This window comes from Ramlibacter sp., assembly GCF_035627355.1.
Classification (GTDB): Bacteria; Pseudomonadota; Gammaproteobacteria; order Burkholderiales; family Burkholderiaceae_C; genus Ramlibacter.
In genome coordinates this window covers 1-16,686 of the sequence record NZ_DASPLW010000008.1, presented here as the reverse complement: position 1 = coordinate 16,686, position 16,686 = coordinate 1, and the positions used below count along the sequence as shown (strand labels likewise).

The following is a 16,686-nucleotide window of genomic DNA, read 5'->3' as shown; positions in this document are numbered from 1 at the left end:
CGGCATGGTCACGACGGACCCGCTGGCCGCGCAGGTCGGCGCTCGCTGGATGGCTGCCATGCGGGCCGGCGACTGGGAAGCGGCCTGGCAGGCGACCGACGTGCTGGAGCTGCCGCGCCGCCGATCGCAGGAGGAGCCCGGCTTCCAGCCGCAGCCGCACCACCTGTGCTGGGACGGCCAGCCCTTCGACGGCCGCTCGGTGCTGGTGCGCTGCGAACACGGGCTGGGCGATACGCTGCAGTTCCTGCGCTTCCTGCCGCTGCTGGACCGGCGCGCCCGTGAGCTGCACCTGATGGTCCAGCCGCCGCTGGTGCGGCTGCTGCAGGGCGGGCCCGGCCTCGGCCAGGTGCACGATGGCTGGCAGGGGCCGAACTGGCCGGCGCACGAGATCGAGATCGAGGTGATGGAACTGGCCTATGCCTTCCGGGCCACGGCGGCCACGGTCCCGCCGCCCTACCCCCACCTGGGTGCGCTGGCCCGGCAACGTTCAGACCTGAGGCTGGCCTCCGGCGGCGACAGCCGCCTGGACGTGGGACTGTCTTGGGCGACCAGCGACTGGGACCCCAGCCGTTCGGTGCCCTGGCCCGCGATGCAGCCCTTGCTGCAGGTGCCGGGGATTCGCTTCCACGTGCTCCAGCAGGGCCCTGCCGCGCTGCAGGCAGTTCCGTCGCCCGGTCTCGTCCCCCTGTGGCGCCGCACCGCACGCATCGAGGATGCCGCGGCCGCGATGCTGGACATGGACCTGGTGATCGCGACCGACGGCATGCTCGCGCACCTGGCCGCCACGCTGGGCCGGCCGGCCTGGGTGCTGCTCAAGCACGAGGCCGACTGGCGCTGGATGGACGGGCGCGAGGACTCGCCCTGGTATCCCTCGGTTCGCCTGTTCCGCCAAGGCCGCAGCGGCGACTGGACCGGCCTGCTCGAGGACGTGGCGGCTGCCCTGGCGGCGCGGCGCGCGCCGCGTCGCGACCACGCCGCCTGAGCGCCGGCTGTCAGAGGTTGGTCTGCTCCGGCGGCACCACGGCCGGATCGGGCAAGGCACCCGCGCGCTCGCCGGACGTCGCATGCGGCGAACTGCCGGCGCCCAGCGCGTAGCTGGTCATGGTGATGCCGCCCTTGGTGCCGCCCTCGGCGAACGGCACCAGCGTCTCGCCGCTGGCATGGGCCATGCCGGCCAGGTACACCAGCGGCAGGAAGTGCTCGGGCGAGGGCACCGACAGGCCGTAGTCGGGATGCGACTGCACCGACGGCAGCCGGGCCGGGTCGCTGGTCAAGATGCGGCGCACCTCGGCATCGAAGCGCTCGCCCCAGTCCCAGGCGCGGTCGTCCAGCCCCCAGTCGAGCCGGCGCAGGTTGTGCACCACGTTGCCGCTGCCCAGCACGAAGATGCCGCGCTCGCGCAGGGGCGCCAGCCGCTTCCCCAGCTCGAAGTGGTACTGCAGCGGCTCGCCGCTGTGCACCGACAGCTGCAGCACCGGCACGTCGGCCTCCGGGTACATGTGCGCCAGCACCGACCAGGTGCCATGGTCGAGTCCCCAGCTGTCCTCGTCCAGCCCGACGAAGGCCGGCTGCACCACGTCGGCGATCTCGCTCGCCACCTCGGGCGAGCCGGGCGCCGGGTAGTCGAACTCGAACAGCTCGCGCGGGAAGCCGAAGAAGTCGTGGATCACCCGCGGCTTATCCATCGCGGTGAGCGCGCTGCCCTGGATGAACCAGTGGGCCGAGATGCACAGGATGGCGCGCGGCCGCGGGATCCGGCGGGCCATGTCGCGCCAGGCACTGGTGAAGCGGTTGATTTCCAGCGTGTTCATCGGGCTGCCATGGCCGATGAAGGCTGCGGGCATGCGGTGCGTGGTCATGGCGAAAGGCAGTTGCGGACGTCGGTCACAGGATAGCGCCGTTGCGCCGCGCGCACTCAGCGCAGCCCGTTCACCAGCCGGACCTGCTGCCAGCGCTCGCCGGCCTCCACGATGCTGATCGAGGCCGGGGCGACCTCGAACCGCTCCAGGTCGTCCAGCGATATGCCCAGGACGCCGGCGATCACGGCCTTGATCACGTCGCCATGCGTGGCGATCAGCACGGCGCTGGCCGGGTAGCGCACGCGCAACTGCTCCAGCCCGTCCATGGCGCGCTGCTGCACCTGCCGGATGGTCTCGCCTCCGGGCGGTTGGGCCTGGCTGCGGCGCTCGCACCACTGCTGCCAGCGCGAGCCCTCGCGCTGCAGGGCCTCGAACGCCAGCCCGGTCCAGTCCCCGAAATCGATCTCGTCGAACGCGTCCAGCACGCGTACGGGCAGCCGGCGCCGCCCCGACAGCGGCGCCACCGTTTCCTGCGCCCGCGGCTGCGGGCTGCTGAAGAGGGCGGCGATGTCGCGCCCGTCCAGCCGCCGCACCAGTTCCTCGGCCTGCAACCAGCCCTGCGCGTTGAGCGACACGCCCGGCAGCCGGCCGGCGATGCCGCGCGCCAGCCAGTCGTGCGAGCCGTGCCGCACGAGCAGGAAGGTGGTCACGCCAGGGTCGCCTCGCCGCGTGCCGCGGCGCCCGCGGCTGCTCCCTGCGCCGGCGCGTATCGCCGCACCATGCGCGCGCAGAACTCCGCGTACTCCTCGGGCTCCTGCGGCGCGCTCGTATGGTGGGGGTTGATCCCCCGGTGCTCGGGCGTGAAGCAGAAGGTCAGCGTCAGGTCGAAGCCCTCGAGCGCGGCCATCTGGCGGTCGAACCAGGCATCGGCATCCGGCCGGAAACTGTCGGCCCAGGACAGCCCGGTGCGCAGCTTCTTCACGCCCAGGCGCCTGAGCCATCGCACGGCGTCATCCAGCCGGTGGTCCTCGAAATGGAACCACTGGCAGATGCCCAGCGCCGGCGTGTAGTCGGCGAAGCGGGCGCAGGCCAGCTTGGGCGAGCCGTCCTCGCGCAGCAGTCCCATGTGGAAATGCCGGTAATAGCTGGAGCCCTCGGCCTCGCGGTGGCGCGTGGTCGCCGGCCAGGCCTTGGGCAGGTCGTAGAGCGAATACCAGTGGATGCGCGGCGCGCGGCCGACCAGCAGCTCGGCGGTGCGCTTGAGGCCCCACTCCTGCACCTCCTCGGCGCCGAAGGTGGAGATGCCCACTTCCGTCACCCACACGGGCAGCGGCGTCACGGCCTGGATCTCGGCCAGCCTGTCGGGCCACTCGTCGATCTGCCAGTGGTTCCAGTCGAGCGGGAAGCCGTGCACGGCCACCGCATCCATGTCGCGCAGCGCACCGGCACCGTCCAGCCGCTGCAGGAACAGCGGATCGATCGGCGAGATGCCGCCGAGCACGCGGGTCAGCGACGGGTTCTCGGCCTTCACCGCCTGCGCCGCGAGCTGCACCATGCCGGAGAAGCGGGACCAGTCGGGGTCCAGCTCCAGGTCCCAGTGCGACTTGTTGTTCGGTTCGTTCCAGAACTTGATGGCTTCGATCATGACTCTCCAAGGGCCTTGCGGGCGAGGGGACGGGTGGACTTGGCGCCGCGGCGGCGCTGGCGCACGGGCGGGTCGCCGCGGATGAAGGCCTCGACCAGCTCGCGGGCCTCGTCGTCGCTGAACTGCAGCGGCGGCGACTTCATGAAGTAGCTGGCCGGCCCGTTGAGCGCACCGCCGATGCCGCGGTCGAGGGCGATCTTGGCGCAGCGCACGGCGTCGATCACGACACCGGCCGAGTTGGGCGAATCCCACACCTCCAGCTTGACCTCGCACTGCATGGGCACGTTGCCGAAGCCGGTGCCTTCCATGCGGATGTGGCAGAACTTGCGGTCTGCCAGCCAGGGCACGTAGTCGCTGGGGCCCACGTGCACGTCGGCGGCCTGCATGGGATGGCCGAGCTGGCTGGTGACGGCCTGGGTCTTGGAGATCTTCTTGGAGGCCAGCCGCTCGCGCTCGAGCATGTTGAGGAAATCCGTGTTTCCCCCGAAGTTGAGCTGGTACGTATGGTCCAGCCGCACGCCGCGCTTCCTGAACAGGTCGGTGAGCACGCGGTGAACGATGGTCGCGCCCACCTGCGACTTGATGTCGTCGCCGATGATGGGCAGGCGCCGCTGGGCGAAGCGCTTGTTCCAGTAGGGCGCCGAGGCGATGAACACGGGGATGCAGTTGACGAAGGCGCAGCCGGCTTCCAGCACCTGCTCGACGTACCACTTGGTCGCCATCTCCGAGCCGACCGGCAGGTAGGAGACCACCACATCGGTCCGGGTCGCCTTCAGGATGCCGACGATGTCGTCCGTGCTCGCACCGGACTTGGGCACCACGTCGCGCAGGTAGGTCCCGAGGCCGTCGTGCGTCATGCCCCGGTGCACCCTCACGCCCAGCGGCGGGACTTCGGCGAAGCGGATGGTGTTGTTGGGCGTCGCATGGATGGCTTCGGCCAGGTCCAGCCCGACCTTGTGCGCGCTGACGTCGAACGCCGCGCTGAACTCGATGTCGCGCGGCCGGTAGCCGCCCAGGTCGACGTGCATCAGGCCGGGAACGAAGTCATCCGCCGTTGCATCCCGATAGAAATGAACACCCTGGACAAGGGACGAGGCACAGTTTCCAACCCCGATGATCGCCACGCGGATCGATGACATCACGACTCCTGCAAAAGCCAGCGGTGCATCCTACTTGCGCGATCAACTCCTCCTTGCAGTTTTCCTGCTCATCCGGGCAACTAATCTGAATTGAAGCGTTACCGTGCGACCCACGCACGCAGGCAGTGCACCTAACATCGGTTGCCAACTAAAAACGAAATCAAATGGAAACCATGCGACATGTGCTGATCACCGGCGGCGCCGGATTCATCGGATCCCACCTGGCCGATGAGCTCCTGCGCAGCGGCTACCGGGTGCGGGTGCTGGATCCCCTGGTGGCGCAAGTCCACGGCGAGGATGGACGCCGGCCGCCCTACCTGAATCCCGAGGTCGAACTGCAGGTCGGCGACGTCTGCGACAAGGAAGCGGTCGGCCGCGCGCTGCAGGGCGTCGATGCGGTCTTCCATTTCGCAGCGGCGGTGGGCGTGGGCCAGAGCATGTACGAGATCGCCCACTACACGCGCACCAACAACCTGGGCACGGCCGTGCTGCTGGAGTCGCTCATGGCCCATCCGGTGCAGCGCCTGGTGGTGGCTTCCAGCATGAGCCTGTACGGCGAGGGCCTGTACCGCGATGGCAGCGGCCGCGTGCTGGAGGCCGGCGAGCGCTCGCTGGAGCAGCTCAGGCGCGCCGACTGGGAACTGCGCGATGCCCACGGCGGCGTGCTGGAGCCGGTGCCCACCCCCGAGAGCAAGTCGCCTGCGCTCGCGTCCATCTACGCCCTGTCCAAGTACGACCAGGAGCGCATGTGCCTGCTGGCCGGCCGTGCATACAACTTCGATACGGTTGCGTTGAGGTTCTTCAACGCCTACGGACCACGGCAGGCGCTTTCCAATCCCTATACGGGCGTGCTCGCGATCTTCGCCTCCCGCCTGCTCAACGGCAGCCCACCGAAGATCTTCGAGGACGGCCTGCAGCAGCGCGACTTCGTCAGCGTGTACGACGTGGCCCGCGGCTGCCGGCTCGCACTGGAGTCGCCGCGGGCCGCCGGCGAGGTCTTCAACATCGGCAGCGGCCAGCCGCAGACCGTGCGTTCCATCGCTGCGCGGCTCGCCCGCGTGATGGGCAAGGATGGCATCGAACCCGAGATCGTCGGCAAGTACCGCGTGGGCGACATCCGCCACTGCTTCGCCGACATTTCCCGCGCGCGCAGCCTGCTGGGCTACGAACCCCAGGTGACGCTGGACGATGGCATGGCCGAGCTTTCGGCCTGGCTGGCCGGCCAGGCCGCGGTGGACAAGGTGGCGCAGGCCAGTGCGGAGCTCAGCGCCCGGGGGCTGACCGTATGAGCGAAGCGCTGACCCTGATCACCGGCGGGGCCGGCTTCATCGGATCCAACCTGGCGCACCAGCTGCTGTCCATGGGCCGCAAGGTCCGCATCCTGGACAACCTGTCGCGGCCCGGGGTGGAGCAGAACCTCGCGTGGTTGCGCGAGCACCACGGCGACGCGCTCGAGGTGAAGTTGGGCGACGTGCGGGACGAAGCTGCCGTGCAGCAGGCGGTGGCGGGCACCGCGCAGGTGTTCCACTTCGCCGCGCAGGTGGCCGTGACCACCAGCCTGGTCGACCCGCGCAGCGATTTCGCCATCAACGGCCAAGGCACGCTCAACGTGCTGGAGGCGGTGCGCGCGCGGCCGGTGCCGCCCTTCTTCCTGATGACGTCCACCAACAAGGTGTACGGCGACCTGGCCGACCTTGCCCTGCAGCCGGTCGGCCCCCACTACCAGCCGCTGGACCTGGCCATCCAGGCGCGCGGCGTCGCCGAGAGCCGGCCGCTCGACTTCCACAGCCCCTACGGCTGCTCCAAGGGCACGGCCGACCAGTACGCGCTGGACTACGCGCGCAGCTATGGCCTGTGCACCGTGGTGTTCCGCATGAGCTGCATCTACGGCCCGCGCCAGTTCGGCACCGAGGACCAGGGCTGGGTGGCGCACTTCCTGCTGCGCGCGCTCGACGGGGAGCCGATCACCGTCTACGGCGATGGTCGCCAGGTGCGCGACATCCTCTACGTCGAAGACCTGGTGCACGCCTTCCTGCTGGCGGAGCGCAACGGCCGCGGGCTGGCCGGGCGCGCCTTCAACATCGGCGGCGGTCCGCGCAACGCGATCAGCCTGCTGGACCTGCTGGACCGCATCGAGGCGCTGGAGGGCCGCCGGCCGGCCGCGGCCTTCGATGCCTGGCGCACCGGCGACCAGCGCTGGTACGTCAGCGACACGCGGGCCTTCGAGCAGGCTACCGGCTGGCGACCGCGGGTGTCGGCGCGGGCCGGCATCGCGCGCCTGCACACCTGGCTGGCCGCGCACCGGCGGCCCCGGACGCCGGAGCCGCAACTGCAGGCCGCAGCGGCCCACTGAGGCGGCCATGCAGGCAGCCGTGATCACCGGGCCGCAACAGGCCCTGCTGGAGGATGCGCCCCGTCCCGAGCCCGGGCCCGGGCAGGTGGTGCTGCGCCTCGAGGGCTCGGGCGTGTGCGCCTCCAGCGTGCCGGTCTGGGAAGGACGCAGCTGGTTCGAGTACCCGCAGGCGCCGGGCGCGCCGGGCCACGAGGGCTGGGGTCGGGTGGCCGCGGTCGGGCCCGGCGTGCAGGGGCTGGCGCCCGGCGACCGGGTCGCGGCCCTGAGCTACCGCGCCCATGCCGAGTACGACCTGGCCCAGGCCGATGCCGTCGTCCCCCTCCCGGCGGCGCTGGATGGCCAGCCGGTGCCCGGCGAGCCGCTGGGCTGCGCCGTCAACATCTTCCGCCGCAGCGACATCCAGGCCGGGCAGACGGTCGCCATCGTCGGCATCGGCTTCCTCGGCTGCCTGCTGACCCAGCTGGCCGTGCATGCCGGCGCGCGCGTCATCGCAGTGTCGCGGCGCGCCTTCTCGCTCGACTTCGCGCGCCAGTGCGGCGCCCAGCACCTGGTGACCATGGACGACCACGCGCGCGTGATCGAGCAGGTCCGCGCGCTGACCGATGGCCGCTGGTGCGAGCGCGTGATCGAGGCCACCGGGCTGGAATGGCCGCTGCAGCTGGCCAGTGAACTCACCGCCGAGCGCGGCCGGCTGGTGATCGCCGGCTACCACCAGGACGGTCTGCGGCAAGTGAACGTGCAGCTGTGGAACTGGCGCGGCCTGGACGTCATCAACGCCCACGAGCGCGATCCGCGCGCCTACGTGGACGGCATCCGCGCGGCGATCGGGCTCATGGCACAAGGCGTGCTGGACCCGCAGCCCCTGTACACCCACCGGCTGCCGCTGGACCGGCTGGGCGAAGCGCTGGAACTGACGCGCACCCGGCCGGACGGATTCATGAAGGCGCTGGTGACGACATGAGCGCCCTGCCCCGCCTCGGCTTCCTGGGACTCGGCTGGATCGGGCAGCACCGCCTGCAGTCGCTGCTGGACGAGCGGGCCTGCGAAGCGGTCGCCATCGGCGACCCGTCGGCCGAGATCCAGGCCCGCGCCCGCGAGCTCGCGCCCGACGCCGCCATCGTCGCCTCGCTGGATGAACTGCTCGCCCACGAGCTCGACGGCGTGGTGATCGCCACGCCCAGCGCGCTGCATGCCGCGCAGGCGCTGCAGGTGCTGGAGCGCCGCCTCGCGGTCTTCTGCCAGAAGCCGCTGGCCCGTACCCGGGCCGAGACCGAGGCCATCGTGGCCGCCGCCCGCCAGGCCGACCGGCTGCTGGGTTGCGACCTGTCCTACCGCCACACCGAAGCCATGCGGCGCGTGCGCAACGCGGTGGTCGAGGGCGAGATCGGTACCGTCTACGCGGCCGACCTGGTCTTCCACAACGCGTACGGCCCCAACAAGGGCTGGGCGCGCGACCCGGGCCTGGCCGGCGGCGGTTGCGCGATCGACCTGGGCACGCACCTGGTCGACCTGGCGCTGTGGGTGCTGGGCTTTCCCGAAGTGCGGCGCGTGGACAGCCGCCTCTACGCCCACGGCCAGCCCCTGCCGCCCGGCACCGCCGCATGCGAGGACTATGCGCTGCTGCAGCTCGACCTCGCCGGCGGCACCACCGTGCGGCTGGCCTGCTCCTGGGATTTCTCCGCCGGCCGCGATGCGGTCATCGAGGCGCACTTCCATGGCAGCCGGGGCAGCGCTTCGATGCGCAATCGCGACGGCTCGTTCTACGACTTCGTGGCCGAACGCTGCCACGGCAACCAGCGCGTCGTGCTGGCCGAGCCGCCCGACGCCTGGGGTGGCCGCGCCGTCGTGGACTGGGCCCGCCGCCTCGGCGCCGGCGCGCGCTACTGCCCGGCCATCGAGACCCTGCTGCCGGTGGCGGGGGTGCTGGACGCAGCCTATGCCCGGTGAGCGCAGGCCCGGCGTCCTGATGACCACGGACACCGTGGGCGGTGTCTGGACCTGCACCGTGGAGCTGGCCCGCGCACTCGGTCCGCTCGGGTTGGACGTGCACCTGGCCAGCATGGGCGGACCGGTGCGGCCCCACCAGCGCGAAACGATCGCGCACCTGTCGCACGTCACCCTGCACGAGAGCCGCTTCGCGCTGGAATGGATGCCCGACCCGTGGAACGACGTCGACGCGGCGGGCGACTGGCTGCTGGCGCTGGAGCGCGAGTCGCAGCCCGACCTGGTGCACCTGAACCAGTTCGCGTTCGGCGCCCTGCCCTTCCAGGCGCCCACGCTGCTGGTCGCCCATTCCTGCGTGCTGAGCTGGTGGCGGGCCGTGCACGGCGAACGCGCGCCGGCCGAATGGGACACCTACCGGCACCGGACCGCCGCCGGCCTGCGCGGCGCCGATCGCGTCGCCGCGCCCACGGCAGCGATGCTGTCGGCCCTGCTCGCCGAGCACGAGGTCGACATCGAGGGCACCGTGCTGCCCAACGGCCGCGACCCGGCGCTGTTCCGCGCCGGCGCCAAGCAGCCCTTCGTCTTCTCGGCCGGCCGCTTCTGGGACGAGGCCAAGAACCTGGCCGCCCTGCAGGCCGTTGCACCGCGGCTGCCCTGGGCGGTGTGCGTGGCCGGCTCCTGCCGGCACCCGGATGGCCGGGATGTTTGGCCCGGCGGCGTGCAGTCGCTGGGCGAGCTGCCGGCGGCCGAGGTCGCGGCGCAGATGGCCAGCGCGTCGATCTACGCGCTGCCGGCGCGCTACGAGCCCTTCGGCCTGTCGGTGCTGGAAGCCGCGCTGAGCGGCTGCGCCCTGGTGCTGGGCGACATCCCCAGCCTGCGCGAAGTGTGGGGGCCGGCTGCCCTTTACGTACCGCCCGCAGACGCCGACGCGCTGGAGCGCACGCTGCTGCACCTGATCGCCCGCCCCGACGAGCGCGGGCGGCTGGCGTACGCGGCCCGCCGGCGCGCGCTGCAGTTCCATCCGGCCGCCATGGCCTCGGCCTGGCTGGCGGTGGCCGCCGAGCTCGCGCCGGCCCTGGCCGGCCGCACCGAGGAACTGCCATGCGCGTGATCCTGTTCTGCCATTCGCTGGTGTCCGACTGGAACCACGGCAACGCGCACTTCCTGCGCGGCATCTGCAGCGAGCTGCTGGCGCGCGGCCACGAGGTCGAGGTGCACGAGCCGCAGGACGCCTGGAGCGTGACCCACCTGCTGGCCGAGCACGGCGAGTCCGCGCTGCGCGCCTTCGCCCACGCCTACCCGCACCTGCGCAGCCACCGGTATGCGCACGACGCGCTCGACCTGGACCGGGTGCTGGACCACGCCGACCTGGTGCTGGTGCACGAGTGGAACGAGCACGACCTGGTGCACCGCATCGGACTGCACCGAAGGGACAACCCGCAGTACCGGCTGCTGTTCCACGACACGCACCACCGCAGCGTGACCGAGCCGCAGGCCATGGCGGCCTACGACCTGCGCCACTACGACGGCGTGCTCGCCTTCGGTTCGGTGATCCGCGACCTGTACCGGCGCCACGGCTGGTGCGAGCGGGCCTGGACCTGGCACGAGGCGGCGGACACGCGCATGTTCCGGCCGCTTCCGACGCCCGGCGGCGAGGGCGGGGACCTGGCCTGGATCGGCAACTGGGGCGACGGCGAACGCAGCGCCGAGCTGCACGAGTTCCTGCTGGAGCCGGTGCGCGCGCTCGGACTGCGCGCGCGGGTGCATGGCGTGCGCTACCCCGACCACGCGCTGCAGAGCCTGCGCGAAGCCGGCATTACCTACGGCGGCTGGCTGCCCAACTTCGAGGCGCCGCGCGTGTTCGCCTCGCATCGCGTGACGGTGCACGTGCCGCGCCGGCCCTACGTGCAGGCGCTGCCGGGCATCCCCACCATCCGCGTGTTCGAGGCGCTGGCCTGCGGCATCCCGCTGGTGTCGGCGCCCTGGGACGACTGCGAAGGGCTGTTCGAGCCCGGCGCGGATTTCCTGGTGGCGCGCGACGGACGCGAGATGCGCGAACACCTGCGCGCCGTGCTCGCCGACCCGGCGCTGGCCCGGTCCCTGGCCGACCACGGCCTTCGCACCATCGCCGCGCGGCACAGCTGCGCGCAGCGCGTGGACGAGCTGCTGCGGATCTATGCCGAGCTGTCGCCGCCGCGCCAACCTGCACGGGAGGTCAATGCATGAGGAATCGGATGCACATCGCATTCTTCGCATCCAGCCTGGTGTCCGCCTACTGGAACGGCGCCGCCACCTACTACCGCGGCATCGTGCGGGCGCTGCACGCCCGCGGCCATCGCGTCACCTTCTACGAGCCCGATGCGTTCGGCCGCCAGCAGCACCGCGACATGGCCGATCCCGACTGGGCCGAGGTGGTGGTGTATCCGGCCGACAGCGAGGCCGACGTGCTGCGCACGGTGGAGGCGGCGCGCGGCGCCGACCTGGTGGTCAAGGCCAGCGGCGTCGGAGTGCACGACGAGCTGCTGGAGCGCGCGGTGCTGGACCTGCAGGGCCCGTCGACCACCGTCGTCTACTGGGACGTGGATGCGCCGGCCACGCTGGACCGCATGCACGCCGACCCGGGCGACGCGCTGCGGCCGCTGGTGCCGCGCTACGACCTGGTGTTCACCTATGGCGGCGGGGAGCCGGTGCGGCAGGCCTACCAGGCGCTAGGTGCGCGCGAGTGCGTGCCGATCTACAACGCGCTCGATCCATCGACCCATTACCCGGTGGCGCCCGACCCGCGCTTCGAGGGCGAGCTGGGCTTCCTGGGCAACCGCCTGCCCGACCGCGAGACGCGGGTCGAGCAGTTCTTCCTCCAGGCGGCGGCCGCTCTGCCAAGGCAGCGTTTCCTGCTGGGCGGCAGCGGCTGGCAGGACAAGCCCCTGCCGGCCAACGTGCGCTACCTGGGCCACGTCTACACCGCCGACCACAACGCCTTCAACTGCACGCCGCGTGCGGTGCTGAACGTCAGCCGCGAGAGCATGGCGCGCTATGGCTTCTCGCCGGCCACCCGGGTGTTCGAGGCCGCCGGCGCCGCCGCCTGCCTGATGACCGACGCCTGGGAGGGGCTGGAGCAGTTCTTCGAGCCGGGGGCCGAGGTGCTGGTCGCGCGCGACGGTGGCGAGGTGGCGGCGCACCTCGAATCACTGGATGCCGACCGCGCGCGGGCCATCGGCCAGGCCGCGTATCGCCGCGTGCTGGCCGAGCACACCTACGACCACCGGGCGGCGCAGTTCGACGCAGTGCTGGAAGGCCGGTCGCGGCTTGCGGAGGCCACGCCATGACCCGGCGCCTCTCCATCGTCATCCTCGGCCTGTCCATCACCTCGTCCTGGGGCAACGGGCACGCGACCACGTACCGGGCGCTGGTGCGCGAGCTGGTGGCGGCCGGGCACGAGGTCCTGTTCCTGGAGCGCGACCAGCCCTGGTACGCGGGCAACCGCGACCTGCCGCAGCCGCCCTGGGGCCGCACCGCGCTGTACGGCAGCCTGGCGGAGCTGCACGACCGCTTCGCGGAGGCGGTGCGCACCGCCGACCTCGTGATCGTCGGCTCGTTCGTGCCGCAGGGTGCCCAGGTGGGCGACTGGGTGCAGGCCGAGGCCGGCGGCGTCAAGGCCTTCTACGACATCGACACGCCGGTCACGCTGGCGAAGCTGGGCCGCGGCGAGCACGACTACCTGCGTCCCGACCAGGTCGCCGGCTACGACCTGTACCTGTCCTTCACCGGCGGCCCCACGCTGGACCGGCTGGAGCGCGAGTTCGGCTCGCCGCGCGCGCGGGTGCTGTACTGCTCGGTGGACCCGCAGCTGTACTACCCCGAGCCGCAGCCGGCCGCGTGGGACCTGGGCTACATGGGCACCTACAGCGACGACCGCCAGCCCGGGGTCGACCGCCTGCTGCTGCAGCCGGCGCGCGCCTGGGGCGACGGCCGATTCATCGTGGCCGGCCCGCAGTACCCCGCCGGCATCGTGTGGCCCGCGAACGTCGAATACCGCCCGCACCTGCCGCCGGCCGAGCACCGCGCCTTCTACAACCGGCAGCGCTTCACGCTCAACATCACCCGTGCCGACATGGTGCAGGCCGGCTGGTCGCCCAGCGTGCGGCTGTTCGAGGCCGCGGCCTGCGGCACGCCCATCGTCAGCGACCGCTGGGCGGGCCTGGAGACGCTGTTCACGCCCGGCCGCGAGATCGTGCTGGCCGACGGGCCGGCCGAGGTGCTGGCGGTGCTGCGCGACCTGGGCGAGGACGAACGGCTGGCGATGGCCGAACGCGCGCGGCGGCGCATCCTGGAGCGCCACACCGCCGCCCATCGCGCGCGCGAACTCGTGGCCCATGCGCTGGACGTGGACCTGGAGGCCGCGCCATGAACGTGACGGTGATCGGTGCCGGCTACGTCGGCCTGGTGAGCGGTGCCTGCTTCGCCGAGGGCGGCAACGACGTGACCTGCCTGGACGCCGATCCCGACCGCGTCCACGGCCTGGCCGCCGCCCAGCTGCCGATCTACGAACCCGGGCTGCAGGAACTGGTGGCCCGCAACCTCGCGGCCGGGCGGCTGCACTTCACCTCCGACACGCAGGCGGCCGTGAACCACGGCCAGGTCATCTTCATTGCGGTCGGCACGCCCCAGGCCGAGGACGGCAGCGCGGACCTGAGCCAGGTGCTGTCGGCCGCCGACGGCATAGGCCGCTGGATGCACGGCTTCAAGCTGGTGGTGACCAAGTCCACGGTGCCGGTGGGCACCGGTGAGCGCGTGCGCGCCGCCATCGGCGACGCGCTGCTGGCGCGCAACCTGCCGAACGGACCCGCGGCCTTCGCCGTCGCCTCCAACCCGGAGTTCCTCAAGGAGGGCGCGGCGCTGGAGGACTTCCAGCGGCCCGACCGCATCGTGATCGGCACCGAGCCGGGCGAACCGGGCGAGCGCGCACGCGAGTTGCTGCAGCGCCTGTACGCGCCCTTCAACCGGGTGCAGGACCGCGTGCTGCTGATGGACCTGAAGGCCGCGGAGCTGACCAAGTACGCGGCCAACGCCATGCTGGCGACGCGCATCAGCTTCATGAACGAACTGGCCAATCTCGCGGCCGGCGCCGGCATCGACATCGAGCAGGTGCGCAAGGGCATAGGCGCCGACCCGCGCATCGGCTACAGCTTCCTGTATGCCGGCACCGGCTACGGCGGCAGCTGTTTCCCCAAGGACGTGCGGGCGCTGATCCGGACCGCCTCGGTACACGGCTGCCACCTGCGAGTGCTGGAGGCGGTGGAAGCGGTGAACGAGGCGCAGAAGCACATCCTGGTGCAGAAGATCGCCGCCCGGTTCGGCAGCAACCTGCGCGGCCTGCAGTTCGGCCTCTGGGGCCTGGCCTTCAAGCCCAACACCGACGACATGCGCGAGGCGCCCAGCCGCATCGTGATCCGGGCGCTGCTGGAGCGGGGGGCCTTCGTCATGGCGCACGACCCGGTGGCCATGCAGCAGGCCCGGCAGGTGCTGGCGCGCGACTTCGCCGGCCGCATCGCGCTGCTGGACCGGCTGCGCTACGCCGACACGCCGGTGGCCTGCGCCGAGAACGCCGACGCGCTGGTGATCGCCACCGACTGGAAGGCCTTCAAGAGCCCGGACTTCGATGCGCTGCGCCAGGCCATGCGCCAGCCGGTGATCTTCGACGGCCGCAACCTGTACGACCCGGGCATCCGCCAGCTCGGCTTCGAGTACCACGCGATCGGACGATGACCCACCTCGCCGATCCCACGACCGTCGCGCGCGAAGCCGAGGCGCTGGGGCCCTGGTTCCACAACCTGCACCTGCCCGGCGGCGTGCAGACCGTGCCCGACCACTTTCTCGGCGGCGACTTCCCCAGCTTCAAGTGGCAGCAGGTCGCGCCGCACCTGCCGGCCGACCTGTCGGGCTGGTCGGTGCTGGACGTGGGCTGCAACGCCGGCTTCTACAGCTTCGAGCTGGCGCGGCGCGGCGCCCAGGTGCTGGCGGTGGACGTCGACGAGCACTACCTGAAGCAGGCGCGCTGGGCCGCGCAGGTGCTGGGACTGGCCGACCGCGTGCAGATCCGGCGCATGGGCGTGTACGAGATCGCCTCGCTGCGCGAGTCCTTCGACCTGGTCTGGTTCATGGGGGTCTTCTACCACCTGCGCTACCCGCTGCTGGCGCTGGACCTGCTCGCGCAGCGCACGCGCCGGCTGATGATGTTCCAGACCCTGAGCATGCCGGGCGACAGCGTCTACCCCGACACCCGGGACCACCCGATCACGGACCGCGAGCCGCTGCTGGATCCGGGCTGGCCCAAGATGGCCTTCATCGAGCACCGCTTCGCCGGCGACCCGACCAACTGGTGGGTGCCCAACCACGCCGGGATCGAAGCCATGCTGCGCTCCAGCGGCCTGCGCGTGCGCAGCCGGCCGGCCGGCGAGATCTACCTGTGCGAACCCGATCCGGACAGCCGCACGCGCGAGCGGCTGGCGGCCAGCGGCCTGGCATCGGCGCTGCAGGCCTTGGACCCTAAAGGCCGGACGCCGCCATGAGCGCACCGCCGCGCGGGTTCGCGCTGGCGGCCTGCTTGTCGGAGTACCAGCTGCCCGACCGCGCACAGGTCGCGCAGATCCGTGCGGCGCTGGCGCGGGCGGCAAGGTGCATCCTCTTCATCGACTGGGGCTGGCAGGCGCCTTCGCCGGCGCATCCCTTCGATCGGGAGACGCGCGCGCGGATGCTGGGCGAGTCGCTGCCGCAGGACGAACGGGAGCGGGTGAGCTTCGTGCCGGTGCGCCAGCACTACGACCCGGCGCGCACGCTGGAGGCCGTGGCCACCGGTGTGCGCCAGGCGATCGCGGGCGCGCAGGAGCGAGTGGCGTGGCACCTGCCCGATGCCTTGCGCGAAGAGGCATTGGATGCGCCCCTGCCAGGCGAGGTCGACTGGCAGGAGGACGACAGCCGGACAGGGGAACGGCTCGATGCGCTGTATGCCGCAGCCGATCCGGCGGCCACGCTGGTGGCCCTGCAGGAGCAGCTCGCGCCGGCGACCGTGGCGCAGTTGCACGAATGGATCGCCAGCCCGGCCTTCGACCAACTGCGCGGCGAGTGGCGGAAGATGGCCGGCGAGAAGCAGGCGTGGTCGGTGGCGCCCTACCCGGTGGTGCTGGTGACCGTGGACGCGGTGGTGCTGGCCGGCGATCACGTGCTGCTGGTCCGGCGCGGACGTTCGCCCGGGCGCGGGCTGCAGGCCCTGCCCGGCGGATTCCTGGACCCGCGCGAGACGGTCTTGCAGGCGGCCGTGCGCGAACTGCTGGAGGAGACCGGGCTGCCGTTCACCCCGCGGGAGCTGGTGCGCCGGCTGGGCGAGGTGAAGGTGTTCGACCATCCGCAGCGCAGCCAGCGCGGCCGCATCGTCACCCATGCGCATCGCTTCGACCTCGGGGTCTCGTCGCCGCCGCCGGTGCAGGGCGGCGACGACGCGGCCGCCGCGCACTGGATCCCGGTGGCGCAACTGGTCGCGATGGAGACGCAGTTCCACGACGACCACTTCCACATCCTGGACAGCTTCCTCGGACTGACCGGCGACGCCTGACGCGCCGCAACGCGCCCGCTCAGCCGCGCAGTCCGCCTATGCCTGCCAGCGGCGCGGGCGCCGGAGCGGGTGGCCCGGGCGGTCCAGGCGGCGGTGGCGCGGGCGTCGGTGATGGCGCAGGCGTCGGCGATGGTGCCGGCGTTGGCGCTGGGGTCGGCGCCGGAGTGGGCGCCGCCGTCGGTGCTGGCGTGGGCGCC

Annotated in this window: 16 protein-coding genes; 12 read left to right on the top strand and 4 right to left on the bottom strand. The window is 71.9% G+C overall.

Annotated elements, in window-relative coordinates; genetic code table 11:
* The first annotated feature begins 4 nt into the window (after positions 1-4).
* Complete coding sequence (locus tag VEC03_RS03175) at positions 5-982, top strand: hypothetical protein (RefSeq protein WP_324912687.1); 978 nt, start codon at positions 5-7, stop codon at positions 980-982.
* 10 nt (positions 983-992) lie between these two features.
* Here the strand turns inward: VEC03_RS03175 and ygiD are convergent, their stop codons facing one another.
* From ygiD to VEC03_RS03155, 4 genes are read right to left on the bottom strand one after another with little or no spacing between them, the layout of a single operon-like run.
* Positions 993-1,859, bottom strand: a complete 867-nt coding sequence (gene ygiD / locus VEC03_RS03170; RefSeq protein WP_324912686.1) for a 4,5-DOPA dioxygenase extradiol — start codon at positions 1,857-1,859, stop codon at positions 993-995.
* Between the two features lie 56 nt (positions 1,860-1,915).
* Entirely contained in the window at positions 1,916-2,509 is a 594-nt protein-coding gene (locus VEC03_RS03165; RefSeq protein ID WP_324912685.1) for a histidine phosphatase family protein, read from the bottom strand.
* Complete coding sequence (locus tag VEC03_RS03160; RefSeq protein WP_324912684.1) at positions 2,506-3,444, bottom strand: beta-xylosidase; 939 nt, start codon at positions 3,442-3,444, stop codon at positions 2,506-2,508. Before VEC03_RS03160 ends, VEC03_RS03165 begins: the two co-directional genes overlap by 4 nt.
* Positions 3,441-4,583, bottom strand: a complete 1,143-nt coding sequence (locus VEC03_RS03155) for an inositol-3-phosphate synthase (RefSeq protein ID WP_349255945.1) — start codon at positions 4,581-4,583, stop codon at positions 3,441-3,443. The genes VEC03_RS03160 and VEC03_RS03155 overlap by 4 nt, the downstream gene beginning before the upstream one ends.
* Before the next feature lie 164 nt (positions 4,584-4,747).
* Between VEC03_RS03155 and VEC03_RS03150 the strand changes: the two genes are divergently transcribed.
* The 11 genes from VEC03_RS03150 to VEC03_RS03100 are packed head-to-tail and all read left to right on the top strand — an operon-like array spanning position 4,748 to position 16,489.
* Complete coding sequence (locus VEC03_RS03150) at positions 4,748-5,872, top strand: NAD-dependent epimerase/dehydratase family protein (protein ID WP_324912682.1); 1,125 nt, start codon at positions 4,748-4,750, stop codon at positions 5,870-5,872.
* Positions 5,869-6,936: an NAD-dependent epimerase/dehydratase family protein gene (locus VEC03_RS03145; protein ID WP_324912681.1), complete on the top strand. Its 1,068-nt coding sequence runs from the start codon at positions 5,869-5,871 to the stop codon at positions 6,934-6,936. Before VEC03_RS03150 ends, VEC03_RS03145 begins: the two co-directional genes overlap by 4 nt.
* Before the next feature lie 7 nt (positions 6,937-6,943).
* On the top strand, positions 6,944-7,897 hold the full coding sequence (locus VEC03_RS03140) for an MDR/zinc-dependent alcohol dehydrogenase-like family protein (protein ID WP_324912680.1): 954 nt from the start codon (positions 6,944-6,946) through the stop codon (positions 7,895-7,897).
* Positions 7,894-8,883 carry a Gfo/Idh/MocA family oxidoreductase gene (locus VEC03_RS03135; protein WP_324912679.1) on the top strand — a complete coding sequence of 330 codons (990 nt, stop codon included), beginning with the start codon at positions 7,894-7,896 and terminating at the stop codon, positions 8,881-8,883. Before VEC03_RS03140 ends, VEC03_RS03135 begins: the two co-directional genes overlap by 4 nt.
* A 19-nt stretch (positions 8,884-8,902) precedes the next feature.
* Positions 8,903-9,991: a glycosyltransferase gene (locus VEC03_RS03130; protein WP_324912678.1), complete on the top strand. Its 1,089-nt coding sequence runs from the start codon at positions 8,903-8,905 to the stop codon at positions 9,989-9,991.
* Positions 9,982-11,106, top strand: a complete 1,125-nt coding sequence (locus VEC03_RS03125) for a CgeB family protein (protein WP_324912677.1) — start codon at positions 9,982-9,984, stop codon at positions 11,104-11,106. Before VEC03_RS03130 ends, VEC03_RS03125 begins: the two co-directional genes overlap by 10 nt.
* Before the next feature lie 8 nt (positions 11,107-11,114).
* A complete protein-coding gene (locus tag VEC03_RS03120; RefSeq protein WP_324912676.1) occupies positions 11,115-12,206 on the top strand; it encodes a CgeB family protein in 1,092 nt (363 codons plus the stop codon).
* Positions 12,203-13,288: a CgeB family protein gene (locus VEC03_RS03115; protein WP_324912675.1), complete on the top strand. Its 1,086-nt coding sequence runs from the start codon at positions 12,203-12,205 to the stop codon at positions 13,286-13,288. Before VEC03_RS03120 ends, VEC03_RS03115 begins: the two co-directional genes overlap by 4 nt.
* Positions 13,285-14,646, top strand: coding sequence for a UDP-glucose/GDP-mannose dehydrogenase family protein (locus VEC03_RS03110; protein WP_324912674.1), 1,362 nt, complete (start codon positions 13,285-13,287; stop codon positions 14,644-14,646). Before VEC03_RS03115 ends, VEC03_RS03110 begins: the two co-directional genes overlap by 4 nt.
* On the top strand, positions 14,643-15,449 hold the full coding sequence (locus VEC03_RS03105; RefSeq protein WP_324912673.1) for a TIGR04290 family methyltransferase: 807 nt from the start codon (positions 14,643-14,645) through the stop codon (positions 15,447-15,449). The genes VEC03_RS03110 and VEC03_RS03105 overlap by 4 nt, the downstream gene beginning before the upstream one ends.
* Positions 15,446-16,489 carry an NUDIX domain-containing protein gene (locus tag VEC03_RS03100; RefSeq protein ID WP_324912672.1) on the top strand — a complete coding sequence of 348 codons (1,044 nt, stop codon included), beginning with the start codon at positions 15,446-15,448 and terminating at the stop codon, positions 16,487-16,489. The genes VEC03_RS03105 and VEC03_RS03100 overlap by 4 nt, the downstream gene beginning before the upstream one ends.
* Positions 16,490-16,686 lie beyond the last annotated feature (197 nt).